The organism is Abyssisolibacter sp. ZYX002, from assembly GCF_056892235.1.
The window spans coordinates 517,587-534,010 of record NZ_JARMXH010000002.1 but is presented as its reverse complement, the minus strand read 5'-3'; the positions used below and the strand labels follow the sequence as shown (position 1 = coordinate 534,010).

General features: G+C 29.9%; 11 protein-coding genes. 7 read left to right on the top strand and 4 right to left on the bottom strand.

All coding sequences use genetic code 11. The features are described from left to right. Window positions 1-78 precede the first annotated feature (78 nt). The 3 genes from P3X86_RS08510 to P3X86_RS08500 all read right to left on the bottom strand — a co-directional run bounded on the left by P3X86_RS08510 (window position 79) and on the right by P3X86_RS08500 (window position 3,553). Window positions 79-1,305 (bottom strand): anti-sigma factor domain-containing protein, encoded by a 1,227-nt coding sequence (locus P3X86_RS08510; RefSeq protein ID WP_483292244.1) that lies wholly within the window; start codon window positions 1,303-1,305, stop codon window positions 79-81. After that, window positions 1,298-2,035, bottom strand: a complete 738-nt coding sequence (locus P3X86_RS08505; protein WP_483292243.1) for a hypothetical protein — start codon at window positions 2,033-2,035, stop codon at window positions 1,298-1,300. Before P3X86_RS08505 ends, P3X86_RS08510 begins: the two co-directional genes overlap by 8 nt. 216 nt (window positions 2,036-2,251) lie before the next feature. Then, window positions 2,252-3,553, bottom strand: coding sequence for a cation:proton antiporter (locus tag P3X86_RS08500; protein WP_483292242.1), 1,302 nt, complete (start codon window positions 3,551-3,553; stop codon window positions 2,252-2,254). 274 nt (window positions 3,554-3,827) lie between these two features. Between P3X86_RS08500 and P3X86_RS08495 the strand changes: the two genes are divergently transcribed. After that, window positions 3,828-4,760 carry a multicopper oxidase family protein gene (locus tag P3X86_RS08495; protein WP_483292241.1) on the top strand — a complete coding sequence of 311 codons (933 nt, stop codon included), beginning with the start codon at window positions 3,828-3,830 and terminating at the stop codon, window positions 4,758-4,760. Between the two features lie 184 nt (window positions 4,761-4,944). On the opposite strand, the gene P3X86_RS08490 is transcribed toward P3X86_RS08495, so the two are convergent. Then, window positions 4,945-5,580 carry a hypothetical protein gene (locus P3X86_RS08490; RefSeq protein ID WP_483292240.1) on the bottom strand — a complete coding sequence of 212 codons (636 nt, stop codon included), beginning with the start codon at window positions 5,578-5,580 and terminating at the stop codon, window positions 4,945-4,947. 295 nt (window positions 5,581-5,875) lie between these two features. Here P3X86_RS08490 and pulA point away from each other — a divergent pair, with 295 nt between their 5' ends. From pulA to P3X86_RS08460, 6 genes are all read left to right on the top strand, one after another. Continuing rightward, window positions 5,876-8,893 (top strand): type I pullulanase, encoded by a 3,018-nt coding sequence (gene pulA, locus P3X86_RS08485; RefSeq protein ID WP_483292239.1) that lies wholly within the window; start codon window positions 5,876-5,878, stop codon window positions 8,891-8,893. A 1,175-nt stretch (window positions 8,894-10,068) separates the two neighbouring features. After that, entirely contained in the window at window positions 10,069-10,758 is a 690-nt protein-coding gene (locus P3X86_RS08480; protein WP_483292238.1) for a response regulator transcription factor, read from the top strand. After that, window positions 10,751-11,662, top strand: coding sequence for a sensor histidine kinase (locus tag P3X86_RS08475; RefSeq protein ID WP_483292237.1), 912 nt, complete (start codon window positions 10,751-10,753; stop codon window positions 11,660-11,662). The genes P3X86_RS08480 and P3X86_RS08475 overlap by 8 nt, the downstream gene beginning before the upstream one ends. A 99-nt stretch (window positions 11,663-11,761) precedes the next feature. Further along, a complete protein-coding gene (locus tag P3X86_RS08470; protein ID WP_483292236.1) occupies window positions 11,762-12,445 on the top strand; it encodes an ABC transporter ATP-binding protein in 684 nt (227 codons plus the stop codon). Further along, complete coding sequence (locus tag P3X86_RS08465) at window positions 12,438-14,984, top strand: FtsX-like permease family protein (protein ID WP_483292235.1); 2,547 nt, start codon at window positions 12,438-12,440, stop codon at window positions 14,982-14,984. The genes P3X86_RS08470 and P3X86_RS08465 overlap by 8 nt, the downstream gene beginning before the upstream one ends. Window positions 14,985-15,671: 687 nt before the next feature. Then, window positions 15,672-16,424, top strand: coding sequence for a gamma-glutamyl-gamma-aminobutyrate hydrolase family protein (locus P3X86_RS08460; protein ID WP_483292234.1), 753 nt, complete (start codon window positions 15,672-15,674; stop codon window positions 16,422-16,424).

The window sequence follows — 16,424 nt, the reverse complement described above, 5'->3', positions numbered from 1 at the left end:
TAAGCTGGGCTGCCTAGGCAGCCCCCTTTGTATGATCAAAATGAATATTATTATAAAGAGAATTTTGATATTAAATTATCAGTTATTAGCATTTATATTTTTATTCATAGTATTAATATTATCTTGGACTTTTTTGTTAATATTCTCGTTCATAGTACTGATATCTTTATTTATAGTACTAATATTATTTTGGACTTTTTTATTGATATCTTTGTTCATAGTATTAATATTATCCTGAATTTTCTTGTTAGTATCGCTGTTCGTAGTGCTAATATTCTTATTCATAGTATTAACATTATTCTCAATTTCCTTATTGATATCTTTGTCAATATTCTTAGTATAATTCTCAATATTGTTTTTTATTTGCTCGTTTGTTTTTTTTATAGAATCTTGTATAATTTTATTATTATTTTCAATGGTTTTATCTATTAACTCTTTAAGTTTTTGCTTTTGTATTTCAATATTTTTGTTAATTTTGTCCATTTGTTGCTGTATACGCTTATTCATATCGTATTTCTTCTTTTCAATAAGCTCCCTTATAACATTTCTGTTATGGTTTATTGATTTTGAATAACTATTCTTTATTACAGGCTGTACAGGTGGCTTTTTAATGTCTTTCAATTTATTTAATAAGTTACTGGTACTTTGTTTAGCTTCATGATTATTAATATCTATTTGCATTATTTTAATAACTTTATATTTTCCAGCACTTATATTGTTTTTGCGAGCATATTTTAAATCTGATGGATCAGTATTTAAAAAATATACATTCATATTTTTAATATTTGATTTTTTTTCAATTATATTTATTAGTGCATCTTTATTTAAAGTATGATTATATTCTTTATTTGTTATAGTCTGAGAAATAAGCAAATTTGTAACTGTTTTACTTTTATTAGATTTGTGCTCAATTGTTTTAAGTAGAGCTTCCTTCAAGGTTAATCCAACTAATTCACTATTGTCGGCGCTATCGGAGGTTTTATCTAATATACCCACTTCTATGACTATGGAATTTTTATCTACACTTAATTCAATACTGTCATTAGAATCTATACTAATAATTGCGTATATCTTATTTTTAGGAAATAGTATTATACTAATAGCAATTAACAACAGTAAGCAAGCTGCTATAGAGCGTATAAAAATGCTGTTTTTTTTCTTTGAGTAAATGATATCATCATCAAAAAATGCAATATGGCTACCTATTTCAACTCCATTTTTCATTTTCAGTTTTAAAATTTCGCCCAAATCAGTGCTGACAACAATATAATTTTTACACTTTTTCACAACTAATCCCTCATGCATTATTAGAAAGCCTCCTTTCGATTTGTAATAAATGATTTTTTATCAAATCTAAATCACTCTCTAGGATTATAAATATAGTAATAATGAATATTTTTAAACGCTTGAGTGTTCTACTAGAAACATTAAAATTAGCAACCAATTTTTTTATAGGCAAGCGTTTTAATCTATAAAAATTATTTCTTATTTCTTCTGTGTTATGCATGTAATATGCAATTTGGATAGCTCTCAATCGAGTATCTTTATGTTTTGGAGACAATGATAATAAATCATCCAATGTAATGTTATATTTGTACAGCTTGTCCTTAAGTATTTCAAGCTGATCTTTGATTTCTAAGCTATATGTGAAATCATCATTGCATGTCAAAATATCTTCTGCATTATTATCATTATTAATTGATACAGAATTTAAGTAGATTTTATTTTGTTTTCTTTTGTAATCAATGATCCTATTTCTAATTACAAGTTCGCTGTAATTAAGAAAAGGACCTTTCGTAAAAGAATATTTATCTATTGCTTCGTTAAAAGCCATAAGTGCAATGCTATATTCGTCACAATTATTTAAATCTATATAAGTATTTATGACTTTTGAAGTAGCTTTTATGATAAAAGGAGTATAAGTCTTTATCATTTTTTCACGTTCTTGTGCATCACCACTGTGTATTAAAAGTAATTGTTTTTCTAAATCTGCATTGTCATTTTTATTATTGTTTGTAATTAAACTAAACAACAAATACATCACCTCCTAAGGATTTACAAATTAAATCAGTGACGTTCATATAAATTTGTAGTTAGCTTATCAAATTATGGTATATAATAGTTTGATAGTTAATATATATTGGTAATGCAATTGTTTCCAAAAAATAAATATCTAAGGGGAACAAAATACAACTATACAATAGAATGCGTTGTATTAGCAATTTTTCTGTCACCCTTTTTAAAAAAATATTTAATGTAGATTATTTTTTAATCTTTCGTATACTTTTCTAACTGTAAGACCTTGAATCAATGTTGAAAATACGACTACTGCATATGTGCTTATCAAAGTAAAGAAATATTGATCTCTAGAGAATATATTTCTAGTACCTAGCGCTAAAGCAATACATATTCCTCCTTTTAAACCAGCCCATGTTAGTAGTTTAGACATAGCACTTAACTCTTTTTTTCTAATAGATAGTGTATATGACTTAGGATTCATATTTTTATTTCTGCTAAACAGAGCAATAGGGCCTAATATACTAATATAACGAGCAATAAGAGAAGCGAATATCGCACTGATTAAAATTATCCCAAAATTGTCCACACTTTGTAAATAAAGTACAACGATACCAATTAATATATATAAGACAGCATTTAAGAATTTATCGATAACATTCCAAAAAGTATAAAAATTAGAGTAATAACTCTCATTATCTTCGTGTAGTTTATTCATCTGTGTAGCAAAAAATATTCCTACTACAACAGCTGCCGATGGAGCTGAGACATTAATTTTTTCACTAATGCTATAGGCTGTTGTAACAGCAGCTAAGCTTATTAGTATCTCAAGATGTTTTAGAGAAGTTCGTTTAAATAACTTAAACAATATAATAGAAACAACACAGCCTACTGTTATAGATCCTATAACATTCCAGCCAACTACCTTAATAAAAATAATAGAAGGACTGCTTGCTGTTTCTTTTAATAGTGAAGTAAAAGTTAGAAACAGTGCTACAGCAATACCATCATTGAACAGAGATTCACCTTCCATAATAATAGACAATCGGTTTGGTAAGCCAGCTTTTTTTAAAATACTCATTGCTGATATAGGATCTGTCGGAGCTATGATACTACCTAAAACACAACATTTAATAAAACTCATGGAAATACCTATGAGCTTAGTAATAACAAATGCAAGACTAGCATAAATCAAAGCTGAAATCAATGTTGATACAAAAGATAAAGAACCGATTAGTAATTTGTCATTGGTTAAATCTTTTAGCCTAATCGTAGCTGCACCACTAAACAATAAAAAGCATAAAAAGCCATTTAAAATAATATCATGCAAATTTAATTTGTGTATTACATTTTCAAAGGTGGCCATAGATGTTATATTAAAGGCATCTAATAATAAAATAACTACTGATATACTCAAAGATATAGTCATAAGACCTATCTCAGAAGGTAATTTTACAAATTTTTCGTTTATATAACTGATTAAAACAATAAAAATAAAGATTCCAGAAAGTATCAATAATCCATCTGATATGCTCATCACATTCACCTCATTTAATCTTTAGTTATACCTATATTGTAACACTATATTGAATAATCAATTCATTACAAGCGCATTAAAGTTAGGTTAAACATTCGTTATTTTTTATGTAATTTCAACATTAATTTGTAAATTTTAGAAAGACAAAGCTTAATGAATAAGCAACTAAGAATATAATTATCATTAATTGATTTATCGATTTTTCATCAATTCTTACATTGAATATTATAGAAATTATAATCATACTATGTACAAATGACAAAGGAGTGATTGGATGGTTATAACACCTGATTTACCAAGTATGAGTGGTGTAGTAATAAATGGTGTAAGACATTTTGAATTAGTAGCTGAGCCAGTTGTCAGAGAGATACTCCCAGGGATATATATTAAACTTTGGGGGTACAATGGCGTTTCACCTGGTCCAACTATGTTATGTTACCCACAAGAAGAAGTTTCAATAAGAGTTTATAATAGGCTACCTCAACCTACAAGCGTGCATTGGCATGGCTTAGATATACCAAATAATATGGATGGAGTCCCAATTGTAGAACCATCACCATTGATTGAACCAGGGTGTTATTTTGATTATAGATTTAAAATAAAAAACAATCCAGGGACTCATATGTATCATTCTCACTACTATACTGTTTATCAAGATTTGATAGGTTTAGAAGGGGGCTTTATAATCCTAGATCCAAAAGAACAAAATATACAAAAAGATTACTTTATTATGCTTGGAGGTTATTCAGTAAGCAATATAAAACCTTTTACTCTTACAAAAGGCATATATGATGTTGACCCATTTTCTATGGATGAAAACTTCTTTACTATGAATGGTAGATGTCATCCATTCACAACTCCCATGTGGATAAATAGTGGAGATAATATAAAGATTCGATTCGGAAATATTGGATTGAAAAATCATCCTATACATTTGCATGGCCATCAATTTAACATAGTTGCATCAGATGGCAATGCCATAAAAAAAGAAAATTGGTTACTTAAAAACACAGTCTTAGTGTCATCAGGTACAACATGGGATATTACTTTTAAAGCTGATAATCCAGGATACTGGCCGATGCATTGTCACATACCACATCATATAAGCAATAACATGACACTTCCTTTTGGTGGAATGGCAACACTATTAAACTATAAGGAGTTTGATTATGCTAAAAACTTGAAATATGCAATATGCCCAATTTAAGAATATATCAATAAAATATTTTACAGTTTTTGGTTCAATGAACAAAAGCTAATGAGTTTTTATTAAGGGACACATTTCATTAAGGACGCGGATACCTAGAAAGGGGTTACCTATTCAGACATTTAATAAGCCATCATCAATAAATGACGATGGCTTATTTATTTTTTATTTCAATTCCTGTTTTTTACCAAACACCACTAACTATATTTGGAAAGAATCCATTCCATTCAACTCCAATATACACACCTTTTCCAGCATAATGTGCTTGGATTACTTGATATGTGAAAGTAGCTAAGCTTGGCATACCTAATATACCCACAACTGCAACAATTCCAGTACCAACAGGACCAAGAGTAGAACCAAGTCCTACAAGGGCAGCATATATTGCAGCTGGTCCAATTTCGGCTGCTGCAAGGAGGAATGTTACTATATCCTCATTAGTGAAATATACTTTACTACCTTCAAAATGTATTCTACAAAAAATATCATTTTTATTATGTGGTTCATCTTTTTGAGATACAGGACCCATTGAATCTGCAAATTGCATAACTTCTTTTAGTTTTGAAATTTGACCATCTGTAAACTCGTATTTTTCTTTTATTTCGCTCAATGATAATTTCAATACTAATTTTCCAGTTTTATCAAATTCAAACTCACCTAAAATTCTCTGGTATGCTTTTAGGAAGTTTATTTCTTCTGAACTTAATCCATTTAAATTAAGTTTAGATACATTATTTAATTGAGTAGCTGAAACATTTGAAACCATTAAAAGACACATAATAAGTGTTATTGAAATTATTTTTGATATTTTTTCTTTCATTTTTATCCCCCTTAAGTTATAGTTCTTATTGGCCAAAAAGATTATATTTACATTATATACCATTTTTGAAAAAAATCAAGTGTTGTGTAAAAATTTACATCTATTTTTGTTTTCGGGTTGAAAGAGTTATAGAAAATCCAGTTTTTCCATAAATTTGTTTGATTTAGTTAGATAATTTATTAAAATATCAATTCGATGAAAAAAATAGTGGTTATTAATATAAATTACTGTTAAAATATAATTAAATACAATTATAATATAAATTTATTCAACTAACTAGGAGGAGATTTTTTATATGAAGAAAGTATTGGTCTTTTTTATGGTTATTGTTTTAACATTTGCAAATGTTGTTTTTTTTAGCCCAGCTATGCAAGCGTTTGCACAAGTTAATAAAACAAAGGTTATCATACATTATGCGAAAGACGCTAATAGTGATTTAGACTGGAATTTATGGCTTTGGGAAATTGGCAAAGAAGGTAAGCAATACGAATTTAATGGGGAAGATGATTTTGGTAAAGTAGCTGAATATGAATTCGAAGGGGACATAAAAGAACTAGGATTTATAGTAAAAACAAATGATTGGAAAAAAGATGGCGATTCGGATAGGTTTATTAAAAATTTCGAAAATGGTAAAGCTGAGATATGGCTTTTTGGTGGAGATGAAACTGTATATACAGAGGAACCAAATCTTGATAATATACCTAAACCTAGAAAGTTAGGGAAAGAAACTGAGCTTATTATCCATTACCATAGGTTTGATAAAAATTATGATGGATGGAATTTGTGGATTTGGCCATTTACAAAAGATGGTGGTACATATCAGTTTACAGAAACTGATGATTTTGGAGTGGTAGCAAAAGTAAAAATACCTGATATTGAAGGATTAGAAAAGATTGGTTTTATAGTTAAGTATAGTGATGGTGGTAATGAATGGGCAAATAAAGAGTTTTCAGACAGATTTATAACCAAGTTTACACAGGAAGGCAAAGCAGAGATATGGTTAGCCCAAGGAAATGAAGGAGTGTATTATAACATGAATGACGTAGATTTAAATCCAAAGTTTGTTTCTGCTAAATTGAATACGTTAAAAGATATTGCAGTAGAGACAAATCTTGATTTCACTTTAGGATCAAGCAAAGATGAAGGATTTATTGTTAAACAAAATGGAAAAGTAGTAGAAATAGAAAAAGTTTATAGTAATACAAATGACCAAAAAAATACAAGAAGTGCAGTAATCAAGCTAAAAGAAAATTTATCTATTGATAGTGATATAACTGTTGAAAAGAAAATTTATGGTTTGACTAAAGTAGTTTTTGGTAGAGTTATAAAAAGTAAACAGTTCAATGACCTTTATTATTATGATGGTGACGATTTAGGTAATACTTACACTAAAGAAAGTACGATGTTTAAATTATGGACTCCATTTGCAAAAGAAGCATATGTTGTTGTTTACGATAAATATGATTCTGATAATGGTAAAGAATATAAAATGGAAAAAAAGGATAAAGCAGTATGGCAATATACTTTGGATGGAGATAATGAAGGCAAATTTTATAAATACAAGGTAAATATAAACGGTGATTTAGTGGAAGCGGTAGATCCATATGCTAAAGCAGTAGCAATTAATGGAGAGAAAAGCTCTATAGTAAATTTAGAAAAAACTAATCCAGATGGATGGGATAAGCAGAATAGAGTAAAAATAAAGAGTGCTAATGATGCTATTATCTATGAACTTCATACAAGAGATTTATCAATGGATGAAAACTCAGGAATAAAAAATAAAGGAAAATTCTTAGGTTTGATAGAAGAGGGCACTAAAGGTCCTAAAGGCACAAAGACAGGTCTAAATCATATTAAAGATTTAGGTGTTACACATGTACAGTTATTACCTATCTATGATTATGGTAGTGTTGATGAAACGGGTAAAGGACAACAGTTTAACTGGGGTTATGATCCTGTAAATTACAATGCTGTAGAGGGGAGTTATTCTACAGATGCATACAAACCTGATGTTAGAATTAAAGAGTTTAAAGAAGTAGTAAAAGGAATGCATAAGAACGGTTTAGGTGTAATAATGGATGTTGTTTATAATCATATGTACAGTGACCAAGCTTCAGCATTTAATCAGTTAGCTCCCGGGTATTATTTTAGGTACAATGATGATGGAACTAGCAAAAACGAAAGTGGATGCGGAAATGTTATAGCATCCGAAAATAAAATGGTTAGAAAGTATATCGTAGATTCTGTTAAATACTGGGCTACAGAATATAAGTTAGATGGATTTAGATTCGATCTTATGGGGCTTTTAGATGTTGATACAATGAATGATATAAGAGAAGAATTAAGCAAAATAGATCCTTCCATAATAACTATTGGAGAAGGCTGGAACATGGGAGCAACATTGAAAGATGACAAGAAGGCAAACCAAATAAACGCTGAAAAAATGAAAGATATAGCACACTTTAATGATTCAATTAGAGATGGTTTAAAGGGAAGTGTATTTGACAAAAAAGATAAAGGATTTGTAAATGGTAAAGAAGGCACAGAGCTTGTTATAAAAAAAGGTATTGTGGGTGCAATTAAGTACGATAATATAATAAGAACTTGGAGAGATATTGAGCCAAACCAAGCAGTCACCTACGTAGAAGCGCATGATAACAATACTTTATGGGATAAATTAGAGTTGACAAACCCAGAAGATAGTGAAGAGATAAGAAAAGATATGCATAGATTGGCAGATGCAATAATCCTTACATCTCAAGGAGTACCATTCATACATGCAGGTCAAGAATTTTTGAGGACTAAGTATGGTGATGAGAACTCCTATAAATCTAGTGATGATATCAATAAACTTGATTGGCAAAGAAAGTATGACAATATGGATACTGTAGAGTATTTTAAAGGACTTATAAAGATGAGAAAATCTCATCCAGCTTTTAGAATGGCTACAGCTAATGATATAAGACAAAATTTATCTTTCGTTGAATCTCCAGCTAACACGGTTGCATATACTTTAAAAGCTAATGCTAATGGAGATGAGTGGAATGAAATATTCGTAGCATTTAATGCTAATAGAGAAGATATTCAAATAACATTACCCGCTGAAAAGACTTGGGCTGTTGTTGTGAATAAAGAAAAAGCAGGAGTTAAGACACTAGAAACTATAAAAGGAAACAAGGTAATAGTGCCAGCATTATCAACTATAGTGATGCACGAAGAAAAACCTAAAAAAAGTAAGGTGTTACCTATAGCGTTAGCAACAGGTGTAGCTGTTATTGGTTTAGCAGTTGTGTATTTTAAGAAGAAGAAATAACAATAATTATAGGGCTAGCGACAAATGTTGAAATTATAACATTTGTTGCTAGTTTTTTTATATGGTTAATAGTAGTTTTATTGGTTCAGCATTTCAATTGCTTTTCTTGCTCGGAGTAAGCTGTAATTTTTTTATTATATCAGATGTTAAATTACAGCTTACAATGTTGTGGTCGAAAAACAATCTCAGCTTCAAGGTGGTTGGTTGATATATTATTTTTAGGGTAATGATTTATGAGATTAAGGGCAAAGTTTTATGATGGTTCGTTACTTATTGGTGGGAAGCATATCCTAATTTTTTTCAATAGATGTCCTGTTCCTAATTATGTAAGTAGAAGCGTTGTAGGAACAAGTCTTCTAAAGTCGCTTCTTCGGAAAAACGAATATGCTTCTTAGATAATTTATTGGTTGTTTTTAGAATTTATTTAGATTATTTCTGTGGGTTTTGTGATTGCTCACAATTCTATTAATTCAGCTGTAATTATTATTCTTACTCAAAATAAATCATGCCTTATGACCCTAATAAACTACTCTGAATATTCCAACCAACAATGTTACTAGGGAGAGCAAGAGATATTACTTGTAGGTAAATTTGGGGAGCTGTTTCTTCAAAGCTTTTACTTAAATTATTAGAAACAGCTTCTCTACTGCACCGCAAAGTTTATCTTTGCTTTCCCTTTCACCAATGAACTATTCTTTGAAATGAGTATTTTTCCCACACTCCAACGCATTACCCTAAAAAAGAACAATTAATAAACCTAATAGAAGCTGAATAACATTTGCTGTAAACGACATTGAGAGTAGTGTTTCTACATGAGTATTACAATCAAAGAAACACTGCTCTTTCCGAGTTAAAAAAAATGAGTCACACTGCAAAGCATGACCCTAATTCAGATTCTCATAGTTACTCTAAAAACTGCAATAAAATTTGTGTGACATAGTGCGAAACTAGCATTAGCAAAGCACAATATATACAAGCTTTCTATAGGATAAAAGTAAAGAAAATAGAAATATTATTTAGATAAAACCTTGTTTTTAATATTACATTAAATATAACTATGATAAAATAAAAACCGAGAGCTAGTACTATCCTGTAAAGACATTAGATGAGGTAAAAACATATACAGCTTATATAGAAACACATCAAACATTTAATTAAACAATGGAGGTGGTATTATGATTAATATTTTGATTATAGAAGATGATGTATCATTAAATAATGGTATTGTGATGAGTTTAAAGCAATCTACATACAAATTTACACAGTGTTATACAAATGAAGAAGCTGAGAAAAATTTAGCACAGAATCAATATGATTTAATAATACTAGATGTGAACTTACCTGATGGTAATGGTTTTGTTCTTTGTAAAAAGATAAGACATACTTCATCAGTGCCTATTATATTTCTAACGGCTAAAGATTTAGAAGTTGATGAATTAACAGGCTTAGAGCTCGGAGGAGATGATTATATCACAAAACCTTTTAGTCTAATGATACTTAGAGCGAGAGTGGCAAGTTTGCTGAGAAGGTCTAAAAATGATACTAACAAAGAAATAAACACTCAAGATTTTAGTTTTAATTTTGAAGATATGATTTTTTATAAAGGTGAATCTAATATCGAGTTAAGCAAAACAGAGCAAAAATTATTGAATATACTAATAAGTAATAGAGGCAACATACTAAAACGAGATTTGCTTATAGATAAGATATGGACAGGAGATATAGAGTACGTAAATGAGAACGCCCTGTCAGTGGCTATCAAAAGACTAAGAGATAAATTAGAAGATAATCCTGCAAAACCAAAATACATAAAAACTATTTATGGATTAGGCTACATGTGGGATGGAGATATTGACAATGAATAAACCTTATTCAATATTTATTATAATAAATTTAATTACTATAGTATTATGTTTGTTAATCGCTATTGTTCATAGGAATAAAGTAAAAAAACTAATGCAAAAACTAAACCAAATGTTGGACAAGGCTTTAGATGGTAGCTTTGAAGAGGACACGTATGATGAATCGTTTTTATCAGCAATAGAATTAAAGTTAAGTAGATATGTCAAAAATACATTGGTTGCTAAACAAAGTATAAATAATGAAAAGAAAAACATAAAAGCTTTAGTAGCAGATATATCTCATCAAACAAAGACTCCTATAGCCAATATTTCTTTATACTCACAACTACTATCTGAACAAGAGCTAGATGATAATACTTTAGAATTTGCTAATCAAATAAGTAGACATGTAGTAAAACTTGATTTCTTGATTCAATCTTTATTAAAATCATCTAGGCTAGAGACAGATATAATATCAGTAAGAGTAAAGGATACTTCTGTGTTTGAATTGATTAAAGAGACAGCAAATAGAATAAAGAGCAAAGCTAGTGAAAAAGACATATATATCAATATTATTGGAGAAGAGTGTATAGCTAAATTTGATAAAAAATGGACTGAAGAAGCCTTGTATAATGTTTTAGATAATGCTGTAAAATATTCTCCTTTAGGTAGTGTAATTACAGTATCTATTATAGTTTATGATATGTTTTGTAGGATAGATATTATAGATAAAGGAATAGGTATTAATAACGAAGATATAAACGCTATATTTAAGAGGTTTTATAGATGCAAGAATGTTAGTCAATATGAAGGGGTAGGGCTAGGATTGTATATAGCCAGAACTATAATAACAAAACAAGGGGGTTACATTAAAGTCAAATCATCCATAGATAGAGGTTCAAAGTTCTCTATTTTCATCCCTAAATAGAAATTAAATCTTTCAGATGTGAAAGATTTAAGAAAGAGTTCAGAAATATTCTTACGGTATAGTTTAATTAAAGCTATAAATTTAATAGGGGGTACATAGATGAATATATTAGAGACAAAGAATCTCGTAAAGCATTATGGACAGAAAGATAATCTAGTTAAAGCCTTAGATGGAGTAGATTTGACTGTTAAATCAGGTGAATTTGTATCAATAGTAGGAACATCAGGAAGCGGTAAATCTACACTTTTGCATATGCTAGGAGGATTAGATAGACCAACAGAAGGGTCTGTTAAAGTTGATGGTAAAGAGTTGTTTACTCTTAAAGATGATGAGTTAACTATATTTAGAAGAAGAAAGATTGGATTCATATTTCAAAGCTACAATTTAGTTCCTGTTTTAAACGTATATGATAATATAACGCTACCTATTGAGCTAGATGGAAATGAAGTAGATAAAGGCTTTATAAACCAGATAGTTGATACATTAGGGCTTAGCTCAAAACTCAATAACTTGCCTAATAATCTATCAGGTGGACAACAACAACGTGTTGCAATTGCTAGAGCATTGTCTACAAAGCCAGCTATTATACTTGCAGATGAACCTACAGGAAATCTTGATAGTAAAACAAGTTTAGATGTAATAGGTTTGTTAAAAGTAACAAGTAAAAAGTTTAACCAAACAATAGTTATGATAACGCATAACGAAGAAGTAGCTCAAATGGCAGACCGTAGCATACGTATTGAAGATGGTAAAATCGTAGGTGGCGGTGATAAGAATGATTAAAGTTAACAATAAAAAAATGATCAATAAACTTGCATTTAAGAACATGACCTCAGCTAAAAGTAGAAATATAATGGCTATATTAGCGATAGTACTAACAACTGTGTTGTTTACCTGTTTATTGACAGTAAGTATAGGTGTTAAAGATTCTTTTCAATATCAAACAATTAGGCAAGCAGGTGGGGATGGCCACGGAGCTTTAAAATATATAAATGATGAGCAGTACAATAACATTAAAAATCATAAGCTTATAAATAAGATTAGTTATAATAAGATTGTTGCTGATAGTGTAGACAGTACCGAATTTTTAAAAAGGCATGTTGAGATGTACTATATGGATGACGTAGCAATGGAGCTTGGATTTTGCGAGCCTACAGCAGGCAGTAAGCCAATAAAAGAAAATGAAATAATAACGGATACAAAAACTCTAGATTTATTAGGAGTTCCTCATAAAATAGGGGCTAATGTTCCACTTGAATATACAGTTAGAGGAGAGAAGATTAAGCGAACTTTTAAATTATCTGGATATTGGGAAAGTGATCCTGTTTTTAATGTTGGATTAGCTATAGTATCTAAAGCTTATATAGATGCTATGGGAGATAAATTAAAATATACGTACAATGATGATTATAGTATGGTAGGGGCGATCAATTCATATGTGATGTTTGACAATAGTTTTAATTTAGAGGATAAATTAGCTACAACTATAACAGAAAGTGGATACACTATACCAGAAGCTAAAAATGGGGGCAAACTTTTAGATACAGATATAAGGAATAATATAAATTGGGCTTATATATCAAGTAGCTTTTCGCTTGATCCTACCACAATTATCTCATTTTCATTGCTAGTTCTATTGATAATTTTTTCAGGCTATCTTATCATCTACAATATATTTCAAATATCAGTAATTAGAGATATAAAGTTTTATGGCCTTTTGAAGATTATAGGAACTACGTCAAAACAAATACGAAGGATAATATCATTTCAAGCTATTATATTATGTCTTATAGGAATACCTATAGGATTGTTGGTAGGTTTTATAATCGGATGTAAGGTTATGCCTATAGTGCTTAGCATAACAAATTATGATTTAAGTGACATTAAAATATCTTACAATCCAGCTATATTTATAGCTTCATCTATCTTTGCGCTGATTACAGTTTTTATTAGTACTCGTAAACCAGCAAGAATAGCTAGTAAATCATCACCTGTTGAGGCTGTAAAGTATAGTGGAGGTAACGAAAACATAAAGAACAAAACCAAAAGAACAAAGGGTAAAAATAGTATTAGAAAAATGGCTTTATCTAACTTAAGTCGTAATAAAAAACGTACAATAATTGCAATAATATCAATGACGTTAAGTTTAGTAATCCTAAATTCTGTTTTCACAATCACAAAAGGTATCGACATGGATAAATTTTTAGCAAAATTTGTTGATACAGATTTTTTAATAGGTCATGCTAATTATTTCAATCAACATCGTTTTAGATCTGCAGAGGACGAATTAAACGCGACATTTATATCAGCTGTTAAATCAAGAGATGAGTTTAAAGTGGGAGGTAAGATTTATTATAATGTATATAGAGGAGACTGTTCAATATATAGAGAAAATCCTAATGAAAAGGGCTGTCATGGATATCAATTGAATCTAGCACGAGATGGTCAACCGATGTTAGATTTATATGGTATGGATGATTTTAATCTATCAAGATTAGACATAATTGGAGGTAGTATGGATATAGACAGATTTAAAGAAGGTCAATATATAATCGAAGGCGTTCATGATGATGACCATGGAAACATAATAAATGAAACCTCCCATTATGAAATAGGCGATAAAGTAAAAATAACTGTTGATGGTAATGCTTATGAATATGAAGTAATGGCTAAGGCTAGGATTAATTCAAGGACGATATCAAATCGATTCTATAACGATTTTGCATTCTATCTTCCATCAGATAAATATAAGAGTATTGTTAAAAAACCTGTTTTAATGACATATGCATTTGATGTAATAGATGGTACAGAGAATGATATGGAAAGCTTCTTAAAGAGCTATACAAATAAGATTCAAACATTGATGGATTACGAATCTAAAGCGGTTTTTGTTAATGAATTTGATGGAGTATACAATTTGTTCTTGACTGTAGGTGGAATACTCAGTGCTATAATAGGACTAATAGGAGTACTCAATTTTGTAAATTCTATGTTTACAAGTATATGGTCAAGAAGAAGAGAGTTTGCTATGTTGCAAGGTATAGGAATGTCTAGAAAACAGTTAATTAGTATGCTGTCGTTTGAGGGGCTTTATTACGCATTGTTTACTATATTTGCGTCAATAGTATTAAGTACTGTATTTTCTAAGTTTGTTATAGACGAAATAGTAAGCAATCTATGGTTCTTTAGTTATAGATTCGTTATTATGCCATTACTAATTGTAGCACCTATATTAATACTGGTTTCTGTTATAATTCCATATGTAGCATATATTAGTATAGGAAAAGATAGTATAGTTGAAAGATTGAGGATTGCGGAATAAGTGCATTGAATTGCTTTATGACGCAGGGTGCTCATAGCTTATTTGTAGTAAGCTTATCTAATTTCCAATAACTTTTAAAGTTACTCTTGGAAAACGGATAGGCTTCTTTGTTAGTTTGTTGGTTATTTATATTCTTTTTTTAGATTATTGCTGTGAGTCTTTCGGTTCCTCATCATTTTTTAACAAGCAATGTCACAAGGGAAATTAAAAGATATTTCTTGTCGGTAAATTTGAGAGGGCATTTATTCAACGTTTCCATATCATCATCTTTAAATGCCCTCTCATCTGAACCAGCAAGATTATCTTTGATAACCCTTTCACCATTGAACTAGTATTTATAATTGTGTTTTTTTTCACACTCCAAAGCATGACCCGATTTCAATTCCTCATAGTTACTCTAAAAACCCGTTTATCCTTTATTGTAATACACTTCTTATTTTTTGTGAACAAGTAAAATATTTATTATTGCTTATCAAAATCCGCATTTCAAGCCATTTTTAATGCTGTCGACTTCCAGTGTTCTTTGCACTATTGGAGGGCTATAGCATTCGTATAATGTATACAATATTACCTTTTATATATGCTACGTTAGCTTTTTTACATATCAACCAGAGAATAATTTAAGTTTCTCATCTAAATTAGGTATGTTATAATTTAGAAAACTGATAAATTAAAGGGGGACAAAAGATGAAACCGTTAATAGGGATAACTGCTTGCTATACAAGTAAGATGAAGGAAGCGAACAGGACTGGACAAGATAGGATTTCATGTTCAATAGATTATCCAGAGAGTATAAAAAATGCAGGTGGGGTACCTGTTTTAGTACCAGTAATAGAAGATGAAGAATACATAGATGAATTGGTAAAAAAACTTGACGGAGTACTATTTTCAGGTGGAGCAGATATTTATCCGTTATATTATGGACAAGTTGTAAAAAGGAAACTTGGAGATGTTGTAATCAAGAGGGATGATTTTGAATACATGCTTATGGGAAAAGCGATAAAATATAATAAACCTATATTAGGGATTTGTAGAGGTCTTCAATTGATAAATGTTTTTTTTAATGGAACACTATATCAAGATATATTTGAAGAAAATATTGCTAAGCAAGAACATGTTGGAACAATGCTGTCTAGAGACATGGTTTGTCATAATGTTAAGCTAAAGAAAGATAGCATATTACATAAAGCAATAGGCATAGAAGAAATAGGAGTAAATAGCTTCCACCATCAAGCAGTTGATAAATTAGGAGATGGATTGGTAGTAACTGCTACTTCCGAGGATAATATAATAGAAGGCTTTGAGCATGAAGAATATCCATGTGTATTTGGTGTTCAGTGGTATCCAGAAATGATGGCTTCGAGTAACGATATACAACAAAAGATATTTAACTATTTTGTAGGTGAAATAAGAAATAAGACTGTTGAAAGGGAGATTTAG

Excerpts from the sequence above, each read along its gene's own strand:
- P3X86_RS08510 (WP_483292244.1), bottom strand. The coding sequence starts at position 1,305 with ATGCATGAGGGATTAGTTGTGAAAAAGTGTAAAAATTATATTGTTGTC.
- P3X86_RS08500 (WP_483292242.1), bottom strand. The coding sequence starts at position 3,553 with ATGAGCATATCAGATGGATTATTGATACTTTCTGGAATCTTTATTTTT.
- P3X86_RS08495 (WP_483292241.1), top strand. The coding sequence starts at position 3,828 with ATGGTTATAACACCTGATTTACCAAGTATGAGTGGTGTAGTAATAAAT.
- P3X86_RS08490 (WP_483292240.1), bottom strand. The coding sequence starts at position 5,580 with ATGAAAGAAAAAATATCAAAAATAATTTCAATAACACTTATTATGTGT.
- pulA (WP_483292239.1), top strand. The coding sequence starts at position 5,876 with ATGAAGAAAGTATTGGTCTTTTTTATGGTTATTGTTTTAACATTTGCA.
- P3X86_RS08480 (WP_483292238.1), top strand. The coding sequence starts at position 10,069 with ATGATTAATATTTTGATTATAGAAGATGATGTATCATTAAATAATGGT.
- P3X86_RS08475 (WP_483292237.1), top strand. The coding sequence starts at position 10,751 with ATGAATAAACCTTATTCAATATTTATTATAATAAATTTAATTACTATA.
- P3X86_RS08470 (WP_483292236.1), top strand. The coding sequence starts at position 11,762 with ATGAATATATTAGAGACAAAGAATCTCGTAAAGCATTATGGACAGAAA.
- P3X86_RS08465 (WP_483292235.1), top strand. The coding sequence starts at position 12,438 with ATGATTAAAGTTAACAATAAAAAAATGATCAATAAACTTGCATTTAAG.
- P3X86_RS08460 (WP_483292234.1), top strand. The coding sequence starts at position 15,672 with ATGAAACCGTTAATAGGGATAACTGCTTGCTATACAAGTAAGATGAAG.